Here is a 22,293-nt window from a genome sequence, read left to right on the forward strand (position 1 = left end):
CCTGACGCGATTAGCAAGTGAATCAAGGAAGTGCCTATGATAAACGAGAGTTTGTTGAACATTAGAAGTAAGCCACAAACAATGGTTGAGAATAAAATTAGCTTTGCATCTTCTAGCGCAGAGCTCAGTATTTACGATACTTTTGAATGTGCCAATCGAGTCAAACTGAAATCTGATCAACTGCTATATTGTGGCATGATATCGGGAAAGAAAATTATGCACCTTGAAAAGGATAATTATCATCGTGAGTTTTTACCCCACGAGTCTTTCATTCTAGCGCCAGATCAACTTGTAGAAATAGACTTCCCTGAGGCTCAACATCACTCACCCACAACATGCCTTGCGATTGAAATACCCGTCGAAAAAATTCAAAAGGTCTGTGATCACTTAAACTCTATATCGCCCTTGCCTAAGGAATTCGATGAATGGCACTATAACAGCCATATGATTCATACTGCCCACAATCAAGAAACACAGGCGTTATTGAGCCGTATCGTGCATATTTTTACAGAGAATCATCCAGACAAGTCATTCTTGAGTGACCTAGCTGTCTCAGAGTTAACAGCACGTTTATTACGACATCAAACACGCGAAATCATTGTTAATTTTAGCCGTCAAAATCCAGAACAAAATGGCATTAATAAAGCGTTAGCGCACATGGAAGCAAACCTACACAAACCCTTATGTATTGATACTTTATGCAAATTAGCTTGCATGAGTCGAACTAAGTTCTTCCAAAAGTTTAAACAAATACTGGGATGCAGCCCATCTAACCTGCAGCAACAGCTACGAATAAAGAAAGCGCAAGCTTTGTTGCAACAGGGTTACTCGGTTACCTATGTAACCTTTGACTTGGGTTTTTCAAACGTGAGCCACTTTAGCCGTTGCTTCAAGCAAATGACCGGAATTGCGCCAAGCCATTATATGCGTGCGAAGGCGGTAGTAAACTGATTAAGGGATAGCGGATCCCCGCCTTCGCGGGGATGACAGATTGCGTGAGGATGACGAGCATCTAGGTCCCCGCCTTCGCGGGGATGACAGATTGTGCGGGGATGACAGATTGTGCGGGGATGACAGATTGCGTGAGGATGACAGAGTGCGTTAGGATGACAGAGTGAGCGTCTACCCTTGGGTCATTCCTGCGTAGGCAGGAACCTAGCAGCGCAGTGGTTCTTTCGCGCGTGTAATGCTCATGATCCTACCGTCCATCGCGTACATGATATTAACAGATTCACCGCTCACCAATTCTAAGTCTATACGTTCAATCTCAGCTAACATGGAGAGAAGCTCATCACTCACTTTAACCAGTTCGTTTTCACAGGTTGCTAATTCCCAACCTTGCTCTGAAACCATCAACGTTGCTGACTTTTGATGGTGTACCGCTATCCGTCCTTGCCCCACCAAATATTCTCTATAGGCAATATCATATTTCACTCTTAAGACATCGCTAGCAAGTGGGTTTTCGCTTGATAGCATATGCTCATTAACCGTTTTGTATTGTGCACTTACATAGGCCTCAGGGCGCTTCTGCAAAAATGAATTAGACTGTCCTATCCAAACCACAATGACGAGAATGCCAAGCGCCGCGACACTGCTCAAACCCTTTGACCAACGCACCCATGTACCAAAGCCTTGTGCCAAACTGTTGTGCTGTCCTTCTGCTTTCGCTGCCGCTTGTAACAAATCTCGGCGAGTCTGATGTGGTGGAGCGACACCACGTTTGTGCGCTTGATACAGTGCTGACAGCTGCTCTTCAACTTCAGATTCTTCAGTGTTTGGTTTTTTTTTCATGATTCGTGTTTGCCTTTGGCGAGCATTTAAATCGTCATCTTGTTTATTATTCTTTCGGTTTATATCAGCCATCCTGAACCTCCAAGCTCTTTCGTAAGCTTGACTTCGCATAACGCAGGCGACTTTTTACAGTTTCTGTCTCTGAATAGGTAATTTGAGCAATATCACTCAGCGAAAAACCTTCTTGTTGTAAACAGAAAGCCTCCTTTTGAAGAAACGGTAAATTACCTAATGCTTGCTTGAATCGCTCTTCAAAAGCCGATTCTTGCTGCTCTTTCACTATAGATTGTTCAGGTGCTTTATCATCGATAGGGAGGTGTTGTTCTTGAAGTTCATCGAAACGCTGCAACTTTCGAAACTCATCTATTAAGGTTCTTCGCCCTAGCGTAAATAACCAACTTTTGAAGTTACCAGATGCTTGGTATAGATGACTTTTATCAATGACTTTTAGCCAAGTAAGCTGGGCAATGTCATTCGCTAAATCAGCGTCACTTAGGGTCAATAAAAAGTGGTATAGATCACGTGAACAATTGTCATACAACTGAGCTAGTATCTGCTTCTCTTTCTTTGCTGCGTAGCGGCTCATAAGTGACTCATTACTAGTGTCACCTATTGCCGCATAGCCAAATAGAGATTTGAGATTAAGGGAAATACTCATTGAGTGCCTTGTTAGCTGGTAAATCACATTATTCTGATAACTTAAATTCAAGCATAACACTCAAACCATGTTGTTCAATAGCTTTACCGTTGACTACTTTCGCCTGGTATTTCCAACGCTGCAAAGCTCTTCTTGCTGCTCTATCAAAAATCCGCTTTGGTTCTGAATTTGTAACTTCCACATTTGTCACCGCTCCACTAGTATCAATGCTAAAGCTCATTTCAACCCAGCCTTCAATACCTTCTCTAGAAGCAACTGGAGGATAGTCAGGTGGAAAACGAACTAGCGGTCTAGCTTCTCCCTGCATCGTGAAATTATTCAAATTAGTTTTGTACTCATCTGATGGAATATCCACTGTGATAGGATCACCAAAACCTGTATGTGGTTTAGCATCTGTAGGTATTGGATCGCGTTTTAACTCTGGTTGTTGTATTACTTTAGGCGGTTTGGGTAGCTTTTTTTCATTCTTAATTTCCGGCTCTTCTTTTTCGAAAACAATCGATTCCAAAGCAACTATTGGGCTTAGTATGGGGGGCTTAGCATCACTTTGGGTAAGGTTATGCATCAGCACAAAGAGGGCAAATGTTACAAGGCCACCAATTAAGATCGCAACGAATATTCTGAAGGCGCCACCGACCGCAGAAGTGCCGTCATTGATTGTAAAAGAAGCAAGTGTATTGGGTGTGAGTGTGTGTGGGTTCATGGCAATTCTCCTGTTTTTGATGCCTTTCAACACACTAACGCAGGAGAATTACCAAAGGGGTTAAATAAAATAAATTTTTATTTATTTTTTAAATCGTCAAGCCAAATAAGGCTTATTCCCACTCAATCGTAGCTGGTGGCTTACCAGAAATATCGTAGACCACACGGGAGATCCCATCGACTTCATTGATAATGCGATTTGATACGCGACCTAAGAAATCGTAAGGAAGGTGAGCCCAATGTGCCGTCATAAAGTCGATAGTTTCGACTGCTCGCAATGAAACCACCCAATCATATTTACGCATGTCACCCATAACGCCTACAGACTTAACAGGAAGGAATACTGTAAATGCCTGACTGACCTTTTGATACAAGTCTGCGGCAACCAGTTCTTCGATAAATATAGCATCTGCTCTGCGTAATAAGTCGCAGTATTCTTTCTTAATTTCACCCAAGACACGAACACCCAGACCTGGACCAGGGAAAGGATGGCGGAACAGCATGTCGTAGGGTAAACCAAGCTCTAAGCCAATCTTACGGACTTCATCTTTGAAGAGTTCTCGCAATGGCTCCACTAGACCCATATTCATATCATCAGGTAAACCGCCTACGTTGTGGTGCGATTTAATCACGTGAGCTTTACCTGTTGCGGAGCCTGCAGACTCGATAACATCAGGATAAATAGTGCCTTGACCCAGCCACTTTGCGTTAACTAGTTTATGCGATTCTTCGTCAAACACTTTAACAAATTCGCCGCCGATCACTTTGCGTTTTGCCTCAGGTTCATCTACCCCTTCCAAAGCAGCTAAGAAACGATCTTCAGCGTCAACTTTGATGATGTTGAGGCCGAATTTATCCCCAAACATATCCATTACCTGTGCGCCTTCATTCAATCGAAGTAAGCCGTTGTCAACAAATACGCAAGTCAGGTTTTTACCAATAGCACGATGTAATAACATAGCCGTCACTGATGAATCGACTCCACCAGACAGACCTAAGATAACCTCATCATTACCCACTTTTTCTTTGATCCGCTCAATAGCATCTTCGATGATCGAGGCTGGTGTCCATAGTGCTTCTAATTTACAAATATCAAAAGCAAAGCGACGTAAGAGTTCCAATCCCTGCTTAGTATGCGTAACTTCTGGGTGAAATTGCACCCCATAGAACTGTTTGTCCAAGTTAGCCATAGCCGCATGCGGACAATTTGGGGTTTGTGCGATTGTCGAGAAACCTTCCGGTACTTGACTAACCTTATCACCGTGACTCATCCAAACGTCAAGCATCGCATTGCCGTTGTGAGCCGTTTCATCCAACAACCCATCGAAGATCGTCGATGAACTCAAGACTTCTACTTGCGCATAGCCAAACTCTCTGAGATCAGAGCCCAGAACAGCGCCTCCCATTTGATGTGCCATGGTTTGCATGCCGTAACATATTCCTAATACTGGTACGCCAGCATTAAAAACAAACTGTGGAGCCCGCGGCGAGCCCATTTCAGTTACCGACTCCGGACCACCAGATAAGATAATACCATCAGGTTCAAAATTACGAATTTGATCTTCGGTGACATCCCATGCCCAAAGTTCACAGTAAACGCCGATTTCACGAACACGACGAGCAATGAGTTGGGTATATTGAGACCCAAAATCTAAGATCAGGATTTTTTGACTATGAATATTTGCGGACATTTTATTACCTAAATAAAAAAGCTGAGACACAGGTTTTGGTCCCAGCCTAATAGAAATACGAAGTTGCTTAACCTAGACGGTAGTTTGGAGCTTCTTTTGTGATGCTTACATCATGGACATGAGATTCACCCATTCCAGCAGCGGTCACTTTTACAAATTGAGGTTTAGTTCTAAGCTCTTCAATTGTCGCACAGCCAGTGAGACCCATTGCAGAACGCAATCCACCAAGTTGCTGATGAATAATCGTTGAGATTGGGCCTTTATAGGCAACACGACCTTCAATTCCCTCAGGAACGAGCTTTTCAGCATTGTTACTCTCTTGGAAATAACGATCAGAGCTACCATGACTTTGATTCATCGCGCCAATCGATCCCATACCACGATATGACTTGTAATAACGACCCTGATAAAGTTCTACTTCACCCGGTGCTTCTTCTGTACCTGCTAACATGCTTCCGACCATCACTGAGCTAGCACCAGCCGCTAAGGCTTTTGCAATATCACCCGAGAAACGAATACCACCATCTGCAATAACAGGAATATCGCGATCCTTTAAGGCTTCTACTGCATCAGACACTGCGGTAATTTGTGGCACTCCGCAACCAGTCACAATACGTGTCGTACAAATAGACCCAGGGCCAATACCGACTTTGACAGCATCGACTCCAGCGTCAGCAAGTGCCAGCGCACCTTCTGCTGTTGCTACATTACCAGCAATAATTTGGATATTTGGATAATCGTTACGCACTTTTTGAACTCGTTCAATCACCCCTGCAGAATGTCCGTGCGAAGTGTCTATTAGTAGCACATCAACACCTGCATTGACTAAAAGCTCTATCCGCTCATCTGTGCCTGGACCAACACTGACAGCGGCGCCCACACGTAAGCGGCCTTTTGCATCTTTGCACGCATTTGGCTTGCTTTTCGCTTTTTGGAAATCTTTAACCGTAATAAGGCCAGTCAACTTGAAAGCATCATCAACAACCAAGATTTTCTCTATACGGTGTTCATGCATCAAGTCCATAACAATGTCAGGGTTCGTATCTTCCTTGACTGTGACCAGCTTTTCTTTTGGCGTCATCACCTTGCTGATAGGCTGATCTAAGCGGTTCTCAAAACGCAAATCGCGCCCCGTCACCAGGCCGATAAGATTATTTTCTTTATCTACTACTGGGAAACCAGAGTAACCTAATCGTTTACTTAGCGCTTTCGTGCTACCAATCGTTTCATTCTGGCTTACAGTGACAGGATCAGATACCACACCACTTTCGTACTTTTTAACTTGTAGCACGTGTTCAGCTTGGCTTTCAGGTGTCATGTTTTTATGGATAAAACCGATTCCCCCTTCTTGCGCTAGCGCTATAGCTAAGCGCGCTTCAGTTACCGTGTCCATGGCAGCAGAAATCAAGGGCATATTCAGCGTAACACCGCGAGTTAATCGCGTTTTTAAGTCAGCTGTGTGCGGGAGTACGGTCGAGTGACCGGGTACGAGTAAAACGTCATCGAAAGTTAACGCTTCTTTAGCAATTCGTAACATGCAAATAACACCTTAGGGCAATGGTTAATTGCGGTGCAATTGTAGTGTTTTTTTAGATTTAGGTAAACTACAATTCGCAAACAATTTCACAAAAAATGAGTTTTATGTTTTCTAACGCGCCAAAACAGCCCAGTATTATTTCTGTTACCAAACTTAACCGCCTTGCTCGGCAGGTTCTAGAGTCAGAAATTGGACAAGTTTGGGTCAGCGGAGAACTCTCCAATTATGTTGCAGCAGCGTCTGGTCACTGGTACTTCACATTAAAAGACAGCAAGGCTCAAATAAAAACAGCAATGTTCAAGGGAGCGAATCGGAGCGTTAAGTTTACCCCCAAAGTGGGTGATAAAGTTTTAGTGCGAGGCAGCCTAAGTTTGTATGAGGCACGCGGCGATTATCAGCTTATTGCGGAACATATGGAACCAGAGGGCTTGGGTCAGTTAAAACAAGCGTTTGAGGCTTTAAAAGCTAAGCTATCAGCGGAAGGTCTATTCGCGATGGAAAGCAAAAGACCGATTCCTGAGAATATACAACGCTTAGGTATTGTAACCTCGGCCACTGGTGCTGCCGTGCACGATATATTGCATGTGCTTCAACGCAGAAACCCAAGTATTGAAGTCATCATCTACCCTAGCCTTGTTCAAGGTGAAACTGCGGCCCTGAGTATCGCCAAACAAATATATGTGGCGAATCAACGTGATGAAGTTGATATACTCATTGTTGGACGTGGTGGCGGTTCATTAGAGGATTTATGGGCGTTCAATGAAGAGGCTGTCGCTTACGCTATTCACGCTTCACAGATCCCTGTCGTATCCGCTGTCGGCCATGAAATAGATATCACTATCTCAGACTATGTCGCTGATATGCGAGCACCTACGCCCTCAGCTGCTGCTGAGTTGGTAAGCACAGATAAAAGCCATGTGCTGAAGCAGATTGCTCAGTATGAATATAGTTTGCACTCTGCAATCGCCAGTTATCTTCGAAATGCTTCCTACACCACAAAGCTATTGGAATCTCGTTTATCCAATGTACACCCAGCCGTGCAAATTAAACAGGCAAGTCAACATAGTGATAAGCTCAGCATGCGTTTGGCTCAGTTGCTAGAACAATCACTAGCTACCGCAAATAGCAGAGCTGAACGTCTAGCCTTACGTTTGCAACATGCATCCCCCGAAAAAGCCATTCAAAATCAGCAAGGCAAGCTACAACAGCTGTCGCGCGACCTAATGTCGATGCAGGGTCACGCCCTGAAAAACAAGCGTCAACAATTGCAACGCATCGCAGATATTCTCAATTCTGTCAGTCCACTTTCTACACTTTCGCGTGGTTACAGCATTTCGTTCAAAAATGAAGAAGTGGTGCGTTCTGTCGATGACTTGCAAAAAGACGACATAATTGAAACACGATTAGCAGATGGAAAAGTGATATCTAGGGTAGCGTTGCTAGAAAAACGTTAGCCCAAACAAAAGCTGCGCGACATTTGCGACACAAAGACCGCTTTACGACCATGATTTTTAAGGCTTTTTTTATTAAATTTAATCTGCTAACCTAGGGGAAATAAGAGGTTCAAGATATAGGCCCACAAGCACTAACTACGCAAATTTTGTAGTATCGTGCTGGATAACAAGGATGCTACAGAAATAATGAGACATGCTCTTTTCAAGCTTAAAAAGTTAAAGCAGTGTAGCTTCTGCTTGCTCGCCTCACTATCCTTGTTCTTAATTGGAAATACAGAAGCACACGCTACCCCACCTTCTACTCAACCACTATTCAACATCTATTTGGCCGAAGCCAGTGATGAGAAAATAACCCAGTGTGGAAGTGGAGAATATGATTGCGACCTCACCCCATTGGCAAACGAAGACTTGGACCAAGTGTTGTTGCAACTTCAGTCGAGTTCTGACGATTCAATAAAAGCGCTTTTGGCAAACTTAAGCGGTACCGATTACGACTTGCTGATATCGTCCACTTTAGTCAAAACCTCTAGTGAAAGAGCCTATCTAGCATTGGAATTTATGACGACCTGGAGAGGCGTTCCTATCGACTTCATTAAAATAGATACTCAACAAACAGAACCAAGCAAACAATTAAAGAGCTCTCTTTTAATTGGTATTAAAGAATGGCTTGTTCGTGTATCGCAAACCGACGCCTTTGAATCATATACCCTATACAAAGCCTTGGGCGCGAGTGACTACATAAATGAATTGAGTTTGCCTCGAAACATAGGCGACTTTGCACTAAGCAAGCAACACTTAAACGCAGACCCATTTGAAGGTATGTTGAGCCGCTATATTCATAAAGACTTTGATTTAGCCGTCTTAGATATCTATGTGTATCCCTTGCTGGAAATGCAAATTGAAGAACAACTCCGTATGAGCCTGTCTAAGGAACAAGCTGATATTAAATCAATCAGCATCGCATTAGGCGAAGACGCATTGGAAATGAGTGAAATAATACGGGTTGACGCATTGAGCAAGCAGTTTGGCGTAGACGTTTTCGCTTTTGAAGCGAAACTAGAAACAGCATTCGAACCGCTATTTGTTAGCCAGTATGCCTATGTTAAAGAGGACAAAATTGTGAGGTTCAGTGCTAACGTCCCCATGTACGTCACTGATTCGCTTATCCCTCAAGCAATAGGAGAAATAAGCGTACCAATGGTTTCGACATTCATGCAGCAGTTAAGAGAGCCACTAACAGCTCAACTTAACTGATGCTTTCGATACTAGCGTTTTTTGTGGAAAGACATTAAGCGCTTACGCTTGCGTTCCTGCGCTAAAGTTAGCTTATTCTTTTTACCTTCAAACGGGTTAGCACCCTCTTTAAACTCGATTCGTATGGGCGTACCCATCGTCTTAAGAGCTTTGCGGTAATAATTCATTAGGTAACGTTTATACGACTCTGGTAAGTCTTGAACTTGGTTACCGTGAATAACAATAACAGGCGGATTGTAGCCACCAGCGTGCGCGTATTTCATTTTCACACGACGACCGCGGATTAGCGGAGGCTGATGGTCGTCTTGCGCCATCTCCATTATTTGGGTCAACATAGACGTGTTAATACGTTGAGTCGCTGAAGAGTACGCCTCTTGAACAGATTCAAACAGATGACCAACACCAGTGCCATGCAAGGCAGAAATAAAATGTAGTCGAGCGAAATCGACAAAGCCCAAGCGGCGATCAAGTTCACGCTTTATTTCATCTTTAACGTGACTTTCAAGTCCATCCCACTTATTTACTGCTAATACCAGTGAACGTCCAGAATTAAGAACAAAACCAAGTAAAGACAGGTCTTGATCAGAAATACCTTCACGGGCATCAATAACTAATAAAACAACGTTAGACTCTTCAATTGCTTGTAAGGTTTTAACAATCGAAAATTTTTCGACCACTTCTGATACTTTCTTACGCTTTCGTACGCCAGCAGTATCAATCAGAATATACTCGCGCTCGTCTCGTTGCATTGGAATAAAAATACTATCTCGGGTGGTGCCTGGTTGATCATAAACCACGACTCTTTCTTCACCCAAAATTCGGTTTGTTAAGGTAGACTTACCGACATTCGGCTTACCGACAATCGCTAGTTTAATCGGGGAATTCTGTAAACGCGCAAGCTTTTCGTCAGCGTCTTCTTCTTCATCGTGTAACTCTTCCACAATTGCCATGTCAGGAAAAGACTTGGCTAATGGTGATAGAACGTGCGTCATCAATTGAGAGACACCACGCCCGTGGGCAGCAGCAATTTGAAGGACTTCAGCGAAACCTAGTTTGTAAAAGTCTGCACTTTCACTGTCACCATCGATACCGTCGACTTTATTCGCTACCAAGTACATTGCTTTGTTCTGTTTACGCAGATGCTCAGCGATGCCAATATCTGCAGGTGTTAAGCCCGCCCTTGCATCCACTAAGAATAAAACGACGTCAGCTTCATCAATTGCTAGTAAAGATTGCTCAGCCATAGCAGCGTCGATACCTTCCTCATCGCCAGTGATACCGCCAGTATCGACAACAATGAAATTGCGCTCTTCGAATTTCGCTGGACCGTATTTACGGTCACGAGTTAAACCAGGAAAGTCAGCAACCAAAGCATCTCTGGTATTCGTCAATCGGTTAAATAATGTAGATTTACCAACATTGGGTCGCCCTACTAAGGCCACAACAGGTAACATTTTTTGCCCCTAAATAAAAAACGCCAACGGCAATCCATTGGCGTATAAAAAAACTAAGTACTAAGAAAGTAAACAGCTAGCCCTTAAGGCTGAGTAACCGCCGCTATTTTACCATCCCTAGTTTGCACATATAGTACACCGTCATCACTGACTGGCCCAGTAAAAATGCCTTCGTCTTCATCGTCTTCGCCAACCTCTAATCGAGCAACTAATTTGCCTTCATCTTGACTAAACCAATGCACAAAACCATATTCATCACCAACCACAATATAATCACCGTGCGGTGTGGCCGCTGTTATATTACGTGACTTTAACGCGACATTGGCCCATAGCTCAACGCCACTGCGCCGGTCAATGGCGTAAACATGGCTATCTTTATCGACTACAAATAGACGGTTGCCATCCAATGTCACATTGCGATAAGAGCTATATTCACGCGTCCAAACAACTTGACCAGTACGCAATTCAACGGCACTTAGAGCACCGTTGTAGGAGATAACATAAACATTACCAGCAAACACCAATGGCTTAACGTCAATATCCACAATTCGCTCTAACTCGGTAGCACCAGATGGACTGGCGATTTGCGTCTCCCAAGCCACTAAGCCTGTTTCTATAATGCTAACCTGAAGTTTTCCTGCTGGCGTGCCAATGAGTGCACCGCCACTGTCAGCCGCCGGTGCGGACACGCCTCGAAGACTCAAAGGTGGTACGTCGGTTTCGGTTATCCACTTTTCGTCACCCGTTTTAGGATCCAAGGCAATCAAATGGCCTGACGTAGTATTTACCAGCACGATACCAGCATCAACGGCAGGTGCAGCAATGACTTCACCTTGCACGCCCACTTTCCAGTTAACTTCACCCGTAGATTCATCTAATGAATAAACGTAACCGTCTTCGGTTCCAAAGTAGACACTCTGATACGCAACCACTAAACCACCAGAGATTTTAGCTGACACTGCGCGATTCGAATACCACAACAAGGCTTTCTTTAAACTGTAGTTGTCGTAGTTCGCAAAATCTTGTTCCCACACTGGCTTGCCCGTTTCAGGGTCTAGTGCGACAACATCACCATCTCGGCTGGCAACGAACACCTTTCCATACCCCACAGCAGGTGTTAGGCGAGAGAAATAGTCATACACACCGTCTCCTACCTGAGCATCCCATTTTATTGTGGGTTGAAACTGGGCTTCGATGGGTTTTAAACGTCTTATTTCGAGCTCATCGTCGTCTGCAAACCAATCAGAAATTGTTGCACAACCAGACAATGACAGCGCTAGAGCTGCAATAATTAACTTATTCTTCACTAGTACCACCAGCCACTTGTGTTGCTGCGAAATTTAGATTGCTAAGTTTCATTTCAACTAATCTATTTTGAGGCTGTTCACTTAGCACCGCATCATAAGCCGCCTTTGCATTGTCAAAATCTTTCAAGGCGACGTATATATCCCCTTTTATTTCTTGTACTTGGTCTGAATACGAATCACTTGCCACTGAATCAAGCGTGGCTAGAGCGGCTTGACTATCGCCCAATTGATGCTCAACACGAGCTAAACGCATTTTAGCAAGATCTGCTACCGCAGGGCTTGGCGCGTTACTAACTGCCATCGTCAAATGCACTTTTGCAGATTCAAAATTCTCAGCGCTTACCGCTTTTTGTGCCGCCATTAAGCTTGCAAGCACGGAATAGCCAGAGTCGCTATTTTCTTTCGCGAATGCTTCTACGGCATTGAGGCCATTTTCGCTATCAATTGATTCCAAGGTTTCTTGAAACGCGATTGATTGCGCTTCTTTGTCAGCAATGACTTTATTACCGTACCACTGCCAAGCACCTAGGCCACCTAAACCAAGTACAATACCAACGCCAATCGCGACGCCGTTTTCTTTCCAGAAATTCTTAATCGCTTCTACTTGTTGTTCTTCGGTTTCGTAACGTTCCATTTCAATCCTCTGCGCTTACTGCTTTTATCTTTTTATATTAATTAACTAGTGTAATCCAATACTCATCAAATCATGCTTGTTAGCGAGGCTAACGCCGAGATATCGAGACTAGATTGTGCTTTATCTTGAGTTAAAAACTTAAGTGTCATGGTGTTGTTTGCCAGCTCTTCGTCACCGACGATGATGGCAAGTGATGCACCAGACCCAAGGGCTTTTTTCATTTGTTTCTTAAAGTTACCGCCGCCACAGTGTTGTTGTACTTTCAATGTTGGCGCAGCATTTCTTATCTGTTCAGACAAACTGCTGGCTTTCGCTTCAGCCTGTTCGCCTATGGTCATTAAATAAACGTCAACCGGATTAATGGCCACATTTTGATTTTCTAAACTCTCTACCAACAGAACCAGCCTTTCTAATCCCATTGCAAAGCCTACGGCTGGACTCGCCTTGCCGCCTAATTGCTCAACCAAGCCATCGTAACGTCCGCCTGCACAAATAGTTCCTTGTGCGCCGAGCAGGTCTGTTACCCATTCGAAAACTGTGCGGTTGTAATAATCAAGGCCACGCACCAAACGTGTATTAACTGTGTATTGGATACCTAAATCGTCCAATCGTTCACATAAAAGTGAAAAATGCTGTTTTGACTCTTCGTCGAGATGATCAATCAACTTTGGCGCATCTTTTACAATTTCTTGAACCGCAGGGTTCTTGCTATCCAGAACACGCAAAGGGTTGCTTATCAATCGACGCTGACTGTCTTCGTCTAGACTGTCGTGATGTTGTTGCAAAAAGGCCACAAGAACCTCTTTGTAAGCGGCTCTTGCCTCAGCAGAACCCAAAGAGTTGATTTGTAACTCGACTTTGTCAGAAATACCGAACGCTTTCCACAAGCGAGCGCCAATTAATATCATTTCAACATCTATGTCTGGACCAACAAAACCATATGCTTCGGCACCAAATTGGTGAAATTGGCGATACCGTCCTTTTTGTGGACGCTCATGACGAAACATAGGCCCCATATACCAAAGGCGTTGCTGCTGATTGTATAACAAGCCATGTTCATTGCCGGCTCGGACGCAACACGCAGTCCCTTCTGGTCGCAGTGTTAAACTGTCCCCATTGCGGTCTTCAAAGGTATACATTTCTTTTTCAACAATATCGGTGACTTCACCAATAGAACGTTTAAATAAATCCGTACTTTCAACAATAGGCGTGCGGATTTCTTGATATCCGTAATTAGCCACTACTTGGCGTATATTAGCCTCGACAAATTGCCAAACTCCAGTTTGTGAAGGTAAGCAGTCATTCATACCTCTGATTGCTTGAATATTCTTTGCCACGCTCGTCTCTATTTTGTTGAAATCAGCGCGACATTATAAGGATTTTGTTGGGCGGGGTAAAACATACATAAGGGGTTTTTGCGTGTTTTCACCTTTTTTTTCGTGCAAACACGCATTGATTGAATATATTCGGACTATTTAGCGAGGTTTGTTACCTGAATTCGATTATTCTCATCCAACTGCGCCGCTTTTGCTCGGATACGTTTTTCCAACTGTTCGACTAAATCATCATTAGATAATCGCTCTCTTTGGCGTTTACCATCAAGATAAAAACCACTCATATTGCGAGCGCCAGTTAAACCAAGATCAGACACTTCGGCCTCACCGGGTCCGTTCACCACACAACCGATAATCGATACGTCCATAGGGGTAAGAATATCTTCTACCCGTTCCTCTAAGGCATTCACTGTCGATATCACATCAAACTCTTGACGCGAACAACTAGGACAAGCAATAAAATTGATGCCGCGCGAACGAATGCGCAAAGACTTGAGGATATCGAAACCAACTTTGATTTCTTCAACTGGATCAGCTGCCAAGGAAATACGGATGGTATCACCAATACCATCAGCTAAGAGCATGCCTAAACCTACTGCGCTTTTAACCGCTCCTGCACGGAAGCCACCAGCTTCGGTGATACCGAGATGGAGTGGTTGCTGAATCTGTTTGGCCAATAAGCGATAAGCGCCTACAGCAAGAAAGACATCAGATGCCTTAACACTCACTTTAAATTGGTCGAAATTGAGCTTATCCAGAATATCAACATGTCGCATAGCTGATTCAACAAGTGCTTCTGCTGTTGGTTCTTTATACTTTTCCTGAATTTCTTTCTCTAAAGACCCGCCATTTACGCCAATACGAATTGGAATATTCTTATCTTTTGCGCAGTCTACAACAGACTTCACTCTTTCCATGTTGCCAATATTGCCGGGGTTAATGCGCAAGCAGTCCACCCCATACTCTGCAACCTTTAGCGCAATACGGTAATCAAAATGAATGTCGGCCACTAATGGCACATTCACTTGTTCTCGTATTTTTTTGAAGGCTTCAGCTGCGTCCATCGTAGGTACGGATACACGCACGATTTCACCACCAACGGCCTGAATTCGCTTTATTTGCGCAACTGTTGCAGCAACGTCGGTTGTTTCGGTATTGGTCATAGACTGAACGGCGATAGGAGCGCCGTCGCCAATAGGCACATTGCCTACATTGATTCGAGTAGATTTACGACGAACAATTGGAGAATCAGAAAACATTATTCACCTGTTACAGATAATTCAAACTTAACTGGGACACCACGTCTATATTCACTTAGGTCGACGTCTTTACCAGCAAAATTAATTTTTACGGTTTCTGGCGGGCACATATTCACTGAAATAGGTGGTACGCCGCTGACTGGCATCACTCTGCCTTTTACTTTTACGCCTACAGCCATAACTTCGTCATTTGCGTCAGTCACCTGTAACCAACAGTCTTCTGAGAAAGTAAAAACAAGGTCTACAGTGCCATCGGAGTTCACTTCGTAGTCGCCATAATCGCTTGAGTCAAAAACGGCGATATCACCACTATCTAGTACCGGATCATCATTACTGAAATCATCAGCCACTTTTTCAATTTGATCTTGCGCAGTTTCAACACCCTCGGTCACAAGGGCTGCTGCATCGTCTACTATTGGTTCTGCTATATCTTCAGCTTCAGAAATGAAATCTGACGTTGTTGGACTTGTGTCGGTACTTTGCTGCACAACTTCTTGCTCGGTGACTTCTAACTCATCTGGTAAATCGGCAGGAGGAAGCGCTGGCTCTTGCTCACGACTGAGGACATCCACTAATTCCCCCTCTTGCGCGCTAGCGTCTTCAGAGCTTGCAGACGTGAACCAAGAAAAGCGTTCTAAAAATGGTTTATCCGAGGTTTCAGATTGTTGGAACCACCAAATAACCAAAGATGCTAAAACAAGAAAGATAATCAGGTAGGTGACCATCATCCACCTATCGTCGTTAGCTTGCCTAGCGACACGTTGAGAAAAACTCTGCAGTTTAGCTGGTTGTTTTTCCCCTTGGTGAAGTATATCAAAGGCTTCTAGCAAGGGTTCTGATGGCATACCTAGTAATTTGGCATAAATACGCACGTAGCCTTTCGTAAAGGTGATTGATACGCCGGGTTTGTGAGTATCACTCTCGATATCTTGAATATTGTTTAGACGTAAATGAAGTCTATCGGCAACTTGCTGTTGTGATAGCCCCATGGCTTCTCTGCCTTGGCGCAGTTGCTGACCTGGTGTAGCTTTTGTCGACTCTGTCGCCGCTTCTTGTGTATTGCTATTTTCATCAGTCATTCGATTTTGGGTCCTTTACCCGCAGCTTCGTCCCTATTTGGATAGAAGATGCATCGTCTAGTTTGTTCCATTGCATAAGATACTTCATTTTAACGTTATATCTAAGTGAGATTTGATACAAGTTTTCCTTAGGTTTGACTATATGATAAACAGGTTTGTCTGCATCATCGCTATCACCCCTCTCTACAATTTGCGTACTTTCGCTTGCTGTCTCGTTTTGACTTTCAGCGACATCGGTAATCACCTGCTTTGGTTCACTTTTTTCAAGCTCAGCAAGAGGCTCACTTGGCACCACTTGCGCAGGCTCTTCAACTGCTTGCTCTGCATTATCAAATGCGGCTTCTAATTCGGCTTCACGTTTTGCTACTTCCTCAGCACTTAAGCTTGGCTTAGTCATGGCAGGAGCAGTCTTGGCAGGAACAGTTGCGGCAGGAGTACTTGAAGTGCTTTCCACATTATTTTTAAGATCTTCCTTAGGGCTTTGCGTTGCTTGTGTAGCTACTTGCGCTGCCACTTCTTCTGACTCGGCAGTCTCTTCTGTCGTAATCGGCACCTCAACAACCGCGGTTGGTGCTAATATCATCGCTTTCTTTTTCGGTGGCTCTGGGTTCGACTTTTCTTCTACTTGCACTACTTCAGCGGCGCCATCCTCAGCTTGAGTCACTGCTGCACTTGGCTTATCTTCAACTTGCACTTGATTAGGTACAGGATCTGCCGTTCCTGCTGGGCCTGTTGGCTCAACGCTAACGCGTCTCTTTGACTTTACAGTAGCAACCGGCTGGAATTTACCCATTTGCTTCTTAAATAGTGCTGTATTGGGATGGTCAGGATACATACTCTTCATAATCTCACCGTAAGACAGTGCAGATTTTGTGTCACCTAGGCCTTGCGCAATCTCATAGGCTAACCATAAGGACTGAGGCGAGACTTGTGAAACACGTTCATATTTCCATAAGGTTTTCTTTGCATCACCAAAATTCCCTTCTTGAGCCTGTAATTGGGCTAGCAAATAAAGACTCTTTGAGCGTGTAGGTTGATGGTTTAAGGCAGACTGAAAATAAGTCAGAGCCTCATCAGACCGACCTTGATCTTGGGCGCATATTGCCAGATTCTCATAGGTTTCTGCCGTTGATACATAACTCTTATTATTTACCGCGCGAAGGAAGTAAGACTTGGCTCTTTCGTATTTCCCTTGCTCACATAAAAAAGCACCATAACTGTTAATAATATCAGCGTTCTCCGGGCCATATTTCAGTGCGCGATCGTAATATTCATTGGCCAAACCCAGTTCATCAACTTGCTGGTAGTAAAAAGCCATCGCAAAGTTAGCATTTGCCGATCTGGGAGAGAATTCCAGAGCCTTATCTAGGTTAGCTTTCGCTTGCGCAAAATTCCCGTTATTTAAATAAGTGAGTCCAAGACTGACGCGTGTCTTTGCCGCTTCGTCGTTATTAATTGCTTCGGCGCCCGCAAAGGCAGGGTCACGAGGTTCAGATACACAGCCCGCTAAGGTCGCGCATACAACAAACATTGCGATCAATTTTTTCAACATGTTAATCTCTTTGTTTTCTTATTCAGTCATTTTTACCGAAATTGGCAATCCATTCATCTGTTTTTTCAACAATCTTTTAGTCCGGTCTACAACATCACCCACCAACTGGCCACAAGCTGCATCGATATCATCTCCGCGTGTTTTTCTGACTACAACAGTAAAACCATATTCCATGAGGACTTTAGCAAACCTATCCATTCTTGAATTACTTGAGCAAGTATAAGGTGATCCTGGGTAAGGGTTGAACGGGATCAAATTAATCTTGCTTGGTGTATCTTTTAACACTTTGGCCAACTCGTGCGCTTGGTCAGTACTATCATTAATATGACTCAACATCACATATTCTACTGTGACTTTGCCTTGGTTCGCTTTTGATTTCGCTAAGTAGCGACGAACACCCGCTAAAAACTCCTCAATTGGGTACTTTTTATTTACTGGCACTATTTCGTCACGCAAAGTGTTATCTGGTGCGTGCAAGGATATTGCTAGCGCTACGTCGATTTGGTCACCCAGCATATCTAAAGCAGGAACTACGCCAGAAGTACTTAAGGTCACACGACGTTTTGACAAGCCAAACCCAAAATCGTCCAACATAATACGCATAGCTGGAATAACATTTTTAAGATTGAGCAGCGGCTCTCCCATTCCCATCATAACGACATTCGTAATAGGGCGTTGAGAGGTGTCTTTGGACAAACCAATAAAGGTAGCAACTCGCCACACTTGGCCAATAATTTCCGCTACCGACAGGTTGCGATTAAACCCTTGTTGTGCAGTCGAACAAAAAGTACATTCTAAAGCACAGCCGACTTGTGAAGACACGCACAGTGTGGCGCGGTCAGTCTCTGGGATCCAAACTGTTTCGACCTCTTGCCCACCGTCCAGTAGCAGAGCAAACTTAATTGTTCCGTCAGAGGCTTGTTGATGCTGAGAAATGACAGGCGCTTCAATATGGCAACGACTTTTTAATTTTGCGCGAAGGTCTTTATTAAGGTTCGTCATTTTATCGAAGTCAGATTCACCCGCTTGGTAAATCCACTTCATTAACTGATCGGCCCTGAATGGCTTTTCATTGATAGAAGCAAAAAAGTCACGCAATCCCTGACGATCAAAGTTCAATAAATTGACTTTTTTGTCTGTTGCTTCAATAACTTCATTTTGGGTGCTTGCGGACATTTTATTACCTTGAATTTAATTGCATCACTGTCGAGCTGTATGGCAAAACAAATCACTATGTTTCTACTATGAGCCCTTAATTACCATGATATACGTATTCGACAAAATTTCAGAGTTTAATCGACTATAATTAGCGATAAACTAAAAAAGGGAGCCGAAGCTCCCTTAGTATAACACTTCGTTTGCTTAGCGTGTGCGTGGGCAAATTTCTTCGTCAGAGAAGAAGTAAGCAATTTCGCGGGCTGCAGACTCTGGCGCATCAGAACCGTGACAAGCATTCTCGTCAATTGATTCTGCGTAATCAGCACGTAAAGTACCAGCAGCTGCTTCAGCTGGGTTAGTTGCACCCATTATTTCTCTATTTTTCACAACTGCGTTGTCGCCTTCTAAGACTTGAACCATTACTGGACCAGAAGTCATGAAGCTGACTAAAGCGCCAAAGAAAGGACGTTCGCTATGTTCTGCATAGAAGCCTTCCGCTTGCTCTTTGCTCATATGAACCATTTTTGAAGCAACGATGCGCAAGCCCGCAGATTCGAAACGGTTGTAGATAGCGCCGATAACATTTTTTGCTACTGCGTCAGGTTTAATGATTGAAAAAGTGCGTTCTAAAGCCATGGTTAATTCTTCCAGTTTGCTATATTTTAAAAATTCGCGCGATTATAAAGAAGATAGACGTAAAAACCTACCCCTTCATTTAAATTTCATTTACTTGTTGTAAGCGATAGTGAGCACACTTGGTGACCAAAGCTTGGAAAAAGACAGCGAGAACAGTGTGATAAGACCATACAGTAGATACTGAAACTGAACTAAAATACTTAGCTCGAGTATAAAGTTTTTTAGGGACATTGGGCACTCACAGTGAAATTATTGTTTTTAATCATAATGGCCGGTGCGCTTGCGTTTGATAGCAATGCGAAGAACACTCGCGCAGAAAACACGTTGCAAGGGGAAACTTCGAGTATGGAAACATCTAAGACCACAAAAAGGGTGAGTCAGATATTGTTTCAGAGCGAAAACGACATTGCAGCGTGGCGCAGAGTCAATGACTCGGTGATGGGCGGTGTTTCGCGCTCAAGTATGACAAATGAAGGCCAATATGGGGTATTTTCTGGCACTCTTTCTTTGGATAACAATGGTGGCTTCGCCTCGGTGAGAAGATTATGGACGCCGACTGAAAAGGTGCCTAACACTGAACTTGGAACGAAAGGCAAACTCACTTTAAAAGTGAAGGGTGATGGTCAGTACTATCAACTTCGTTTTAGAACCAACCGATACTTGGATGGCGTTTCATATGCTAGTGGCTTCCAAACTAAAGCTAATGAGGTAACCGAACATAGCTTTGATTTAAACGATTTTGTGCCTGTATGGCGTGGGCGTCAGTTAAGAAATGTAGAAGCGCTAGCATGGGAGGATATTGTTCAAATTGGCATCATGATCACTCAAAAACAGGAAGGTCCTTTTAAGCTGATGATTGATTCTGTGTCACTCGAGCTTCACTAAACTATCAACTTAAAAGCTATAAACCTAAAAGTGATAGTCAACGTTTAATGCGGCTTGAGTGCGCCTAAGCTGGCCGATAGATGAACTCTCTAAGGAAGCGCTTACCGTAAATGGCTGAGCAGATGGACTCCACGAGAACTCTCCTATCATCGTCTGTAAGGGTTTACTATTTTGAGTATCCAACTGATATGTGTATTCAACATGCAATTTGGTATTACTCGCTAAATTAAAAATAGTGCCAATACGAGGTTCAATTGCAAATCGACCTTTATCTAGGTTGAAACCTAACGCCGTATCAAGCATGCCAAAAACCATCACATCACGATGCAGTTTATAGGTTTTACCAAGTCCACCGGCAAGGGTGACAAACCCGCTATCATCTAGATAATCATTATACTCTTGCCTGTAGCCTAAGAAAAAATTGCCTGACAACTCTGAATGCATACTGGTGCTTGGCACAAAAGAAGAGACTGAATACAAGGAGAATGAGCGCAACTCAATGTCACTGTTATCGAGTCCTATTCTTAATGTGGCTTCTGCTATCTTCAACTCAGACTCAGAAAAGAACTGTTTATTTCCAGTTCGCATACGGTGACTGGCTGGTAAATAACTCAAATCAAGATATTTTGTTCTCTCGTTTATTTTCTTATTGTCGATTACAACCAGCGAGCTGGTAAAGACTGAGTCCTGTTTGGCATCAATCGGATTTTTATATTGACTAAAATCAATCGCTAGCTCGGCATCAAGTTCCTGCTCATCTCGATATATTTGTAAGGAGCCTAGCGCACTGCTCGCTTTCTCAGTAGCCATCACTCCTTGGCTTTCTAAATGTGTTATTACACTCTCGGCATATTCCAGTGACAAGGCTTTAAGCCTGGTATCTTGAATATTATCGATAGATGAGATTAATTGTATTTCAGATTGAATATTAGCTGAAACCTCTTGGCTAATCTCGTCACCCAACTCTTGTTGTAAGAGTTTGGCTTCCCATTTATTTGCCAAGGTAACTGTTGTTGATAGCACTAAATCACGCGCATTAATCGCTTTTACCACGTCACTTGGTGTCACAAATAAGCTTTCTGACTGTTTAAGCTGACTATCGCCTAATGAAAGAATGTATAGAGTTAAGGTGGCACAGTTATAGCTTTGAAAAAGGTACTTTATATCAATACCTTTCAACTCCCAGATATGCAGCTGAATTAACTGTTTAGAAAAGGCATCATATTCTATCTTGTACTCAAACACATTTCGCTGCTCTTGTGCTGAATAAATAGCAAGGTCTTGTTCATACTGACGCACAATGAAAAAACCATCCATGCCCCCGATAAGCCCGTCATACACAAGTCGGAGAGGGTTAAATGTGTCATATTGTGTAAAAAACGAAACAGAATGGGCAACCTCATTATTGTTGTCGTTTCGTCCTTCTGCTTTCAAAAATACATGACCCATCATACTAGAGGCTGATGAGAGAACTTCACTAGCATAAATGACAGATAGCTTGTCATAAGGCACCTTATCTAAATACCGCGCAAATTCAGTGCATCGCAACGTGGCATCTTTAGGCGTAGATAAGGAAAAAAATTGTGATAAAAATAAATGACGCGCTGGAAAACGGCAGTAAGACTCTAGTGGCGCTGAGCGAAAGTAGCGCAAGCTTTCCTGCATTTCGTTTTGGAGACTAAAGTTTTGGTAGCTCAATAAAAATGATGGGTCACTTATACGCTGGTGACTATTGCTAACATGTAACAAAGTAGCCCAAGTGTCGCTTTCCGCTACTTGATTTATAAGGTCTTGTGAATCGATAGGCTCTTTTGTTGCCGACTGTGTCTTAAATGAAACGAAAAACAGGAAGACTAGAAAACAGAAAGCTGGCAAAAGCCAGCTTTCAGGGTGCAATATCTTAGGCAC

19 protein-coding genes are annotated in these 22,293 nt (G+C 43.4%); 4 read left to right on the forward strand and 15 right to left on the reverse strand.

The features are described from left to right. The first annotated feature begins 36 nt into the window (after positions 1-36). On the forward strand, positions 37-951 hold the full coding sequence (locus RM544_RS15635; protein WP_311362750.1) for an AraC family transcriptional regulator: 915 nt from the start codon (positions 37-39) through the stop codon (positions 949-951). Positions 952-1,155: 204 nt separating this feature from the next. Here RM544_RS15635 and RM544_RS15640 read toward each other — a convergent pair whose 3' ends face one another. The 5 genes from RM544_RS15640 to guaB form a co-directional block, all read right to left on the reverse strand. Further along, the gene (locus RM544_RS15640) at positions 1,156-1,863 is read right to left on the reverse strand and encodes a hypothetical protein (protein ID WP_311362751.1); all 708 of its coding nucleotides are present in this window, start codon (positions 1,861-1,863) and stop codon (positions 1,156-1,158) included. After that, entirely contained in the window at positions 1,856-2,449 is a 594-nt protein-coding gene (locus RM544_RS15645; RefSeq protein ID WP_311362752.1) for a sigma-70 family RNA polymerase sigma factor, read from the reverse strand. Before RM544_RS15645 ends, RM544_RS15640 begins: the two co-directional genes overlap by 8 nt. A gap of 28 nt (positions 2,450-2,477) precedes the next feature. Then, complete coding sequence (locus tag RM544_RS15650) at positions 2,478-3,152, reverse strand: energy transducer TonB (RefSeq protein WP_311362753.1); 675 nt, start codon at positions 3,150-3,152, stop codon at positions 2,478-2,480. Positions 3,153-3,264: 112 nt separating this feature from the next. After that, on the reverse strand, positions 3,265-4,842 hold the full coding sequence (gene guaA / locus RM544_RS15655; protein WP_311362754.1) for a glutamine-hydrolyzing GMP synthase: 1,578 nt from the start codon (positions 4,840-4,842) through the stop codon (positions 3,265-3,267). A 67-nt stretch (positions 4,843-4,909) separates the two neighbouring features. After that, complete coding sequence (guaB, locus tag RM544_RS15660; RefSeq protein WP_311362755.1) at positions 4,910-6,379, reverse strand: IMP dehydrogenase; 1,470 nt, start codon at positions 6,377-6,379, stop codon at positions 4,910-4,912. A 104-nt stretch (positions 6,380-6,483) separates the two neighbouring features. On the opposite strand from guaB, the gene xseA reads away from it, so the two are divergent. Both xseA and RM544_RS15670 read left to right on the forward strand, forming a co-directional pair. Continuing rightward, positions 6,484-7,833, forward strand: a complete 1,350-nt coding sequence (gene xseA, locus RM544_RS15665) for an exodeoxyribonuclease VII large subunit (RefSeq protein ID WP_311362756.1) — start codon at positions 6,484-6,486, stop codon at positions 7,831-7,833. Positions 7,834-8,019: 186 nt separating this feature from the next. Further along, the gene (locus RM544_RS15670) at positions 8,020-9,087 is read left to right on the forward strand and encodes a hypothetical protein (protein WP_311362757.1); all 1,068 of its coding nucleotides are present in this window, start codon (positions 8,020-8,022) and stop codon (positions 9,085-9,087) included. A gap of 11 nt (positions 9,088-9,098) precedes the next feature. Here the strand turns inward: RM544_RS15670 and der are convergent, their stop codons facing one another. The 9 genes from der to ndk form a co-directional block, all read right to left on the reverse strand. Next, on the reverse strand, positions 9,099-10,541 hold the full coding sequence (der, locus tag RM544_RS15675; protein ID WP_311362758.1) for a ribosome biogenesis GTPase Der: 1,443 nt from the start codon (positions 10,539-10,541) through the stop codon (positions 9,099-9,101). Positions 10,542-10,624: 83 nt separating this feature from the next. Further along, positions 10,625-11,848 (reverse strand): outer membrane protein assembly factor BamB, encoded by a 1,224-nt coding sequence (gene bamB / locus RM544_RS15680; protein WP_311362759.1) that lies wholly within the window; start codon positions 11,846-11,848, stop codon positions 10,625-10,627. Then, a complete protein-coding gene (locus tag RM544_RS15685) occupies positions 11,838-12,482 on the reverse strand; it encodes a YfgM family protein (protein WP_311362760.1) in 645 nt (214 codons plus the stop codon). Before RM544_RS15685 ends, bamB begins: the two co-directional genes overlap by 11 nt. A 65-nt stretch (positions 12,483-12,547) precedes the next feature. Then, positions 12,548-13,819, reverse strand: a complete 1,272-nt coding sequence (gene hisS / locus RM544_RS15690) for a histidine--tRNA ligase (protein ID WP_311362761.1) — start codon at positions 13,817-13,819, stop codon at positions 12,548-12,550. 134 nt (positions 13,820-13,953) lie between these two features. Further along, a complete protein-coding gene (gene ispG, locus RM544_RS15695; RefSeq protein ID WP_311362762.1) occupies positions 13,954-15,075 on the reverse strand; it encodes a flavodoxin-dependent (E)-4-hydroxy-3-methylbut-2-enyl-diphosphate synthase in 1,122 nt (373 codons plus the stop codon). Further along, positions 15,075-16,154, reverse strand: coding sequence for a RodZ domain-containing protein (locus tag RM544_RS15700; RefSeq protein ID WP_311362763.1), 1,080 nt, complete (start codon positions 16,152-16,154; stop codon positions 15,075-15,077). The genes ispG and RM544_RS15700 overlap by 1 nt, the downstream gene beginning before the upstream one ends. Beyond that, positions 16,147-17,706 (reverse strand): type IV pilus biogenesis/stability protein PilW, encoded by a 1,560-nt coding sequence (pilW, locus tag RM544_RS15705; protein WP_311362764.1) that lies wholly within the window; start codon positions 17,704-17,706, stop codon positions 16,147-16,149. Before pilW ends, RM544_RS15700 begins: the two co-directional genes overlap by 8 nt. A gap of 18 nt (positions 17,707-17,724) precedes the next feature. Beyond that, complete coding sequence (rlmN, locus tag RM544_RS15710; protein ID WP_311362765.1) at positions 17,725-18,882, reverse strand: dual-specificity RNA methyltransferase RlmN; 1,158 nt, start codon at positions 18,880-18,882, stop codon at positions 17,725-17,727. A gap of 186 nt (positions 18,883-19,068) precedes the next feature. Next, on the reverse strand, positions 19,069-19,500 hold the full coding sequence (gene ndk / locus RM544_RS15715) for a nucleoside-diphosphate kinase (RefSeq protein WP_195734533.1): 432 nt from the start codon (positions 19,498-19,500) through the stop codon (positions 19,069-19,071). A gap of 243 nt (positions 19,501-19,743) precedes the next feature. Between ndk and RM544_RS15720 the strand changes: the two genes are divergently transcribed. Further along, on the forward strand, positions 19,744-20,385 hold the full coding sequence (locus RM544_RS15720) for a CIA30 family protein (protein ID WP_311362766.1): 642 nt from the start codon (positions 19,744-19,746) through the stop codon (positions 20,383-20,385). A gap of 24 nt (positions 20,386-20,409) precedes the next feature. Here the strand turns inward: RM544_RS15720 and RM544_RS15725 are convergent, their stop codons facing one another. Next, complete coding sequence (locus RM544_RS15725; RefSeq protein ID WP_311362767.1) at positions 20,410-22,293, reverse strand: lipoprotein N-acyltransferase Lnb domain-containing protein; 1,884 nt, start codon at positions 22,291-22,293, stop codon at positions 20,410-20,412.

The sequence above is a fragment of the Brumicola blandensis genome (assembly GCF_031846165.1).
In the GTDB taxonomy this organism is placed as follows: domain Bacteria; phylum Pseudomonadota; class Gammaproteobacteria; order Enterobacterales; family Alteromonadaceae; genus Glaciecola; species Glaciecola blandensis.

What these genes read in the sequence shown, in the direction of transcription:
- RM544_RS15635 (WP_311362750.1), top strand. Translation starts at nt 37, where the DNA reads ATGATAAACGAGAGTTTGTTGAACATTAGAAGTAAGCCACAAACAATG.
- RM544_RS15640 (WP_311362751.1), bottom strand. Translation starts at nt 1,863, where the DNA reads ATGGCTGATATAAACCGAAAGAATAATAAACAAGATGACGATTTAAAT.
- RM544_RS15645 (WP_311362752.1), bottom strand. Translation starts at nt 2,449, where the DNA reads ATGAGTATTTCCCTTAATCTCAAATCTCTATTTGGCTATGCGGCAATA.
- RM544_RS15650 (WP_311362753.1), bottom strand. Translation starts at nt 3,152, where the DNA reads ATGAACCCACACACACTCACACCCAATACACTTGCTTCTTTTACAATC.
- guaA (WP_311362754.1), bottom strand. Translation starts at nt 4,842, where the DNA reads ATGTCCGCAAATATTCATAGTCAAAAAATCCTGATCTTAGATTTTGGG.
- guaB (WP_311362755.1), bottom strand. Translation starts at nt 6,379, where the DNA reads ATGTTACGAATTGCTAAAGAAGCGTTAACTTTCGATGACGTTTTACTC.
- xseA (WP_311362756.1), top strand. Translation starts at nt 6,484, where the DNA reads ATGTTTTCTAACGCGCCAAAACAGCCCAGTATTATTTCTGTTACCAAA.
- RM544_RS15670 (WP_311362757.1), top strand. Translation starts at nt 8,020, where the DNA reads ATGAGACATGCTCTTTTCAAGCTTAAAAAGTTAAAGCAGTGTAGCTTC.
- der (WP_311362758.1), bottom strand. Translation starts at nt 10,541, where the DNA reads ATGTTACCTGTTGTGGCCTTAGTAGGGCGACCCAATGTTGGTAAATCT.
- RM544_RS15685 (WP_311362760.1), bottom strand. Translation starts at nt 12,482, where the DNA reads ATGGAACGTTACGAAACCGAAGAACAACAAGTAGAAGCGATTAAGAAT.
- ispG (WP_311362762.1), bottom strand. Translation starts at nt 15,075, where the DNA reads ATGTTTTCTGATTCTCCAATTGTTCGTCGTAAATCTACTCGAATCAAT.
- RM544_RS15700 (WP_311362763.1), bottom strand. Translation starts at nt 16,154, where the DNA reads ATGACTGATGAAAATAGCAATACACAAGAAGCGGCGACAGAGTCGACA.
- pilW (WP_311362764.1), bottom strand. Translation starts at nt 17,706, where the DNA reads ATGTTGAAAAAATTGATCGCAATGTTTGTTGTATGCGCGACCTTAGCG.
- rlmN (WP_311362765.1), bottom strand. Translation starts at nt 18,882, where the DNA reads ATGTCCGCAAGCACCCAAAATGAAGTTATTGAAGCAACAGACAAAAAA.
- ndk (WP_195734533.1), bottom strand. Translation starts at nt 19,500, where the DNA reads ATGGCTTTAGAACGCACTTTTTCAATCATTAAACCTGACGCAGTAGCA.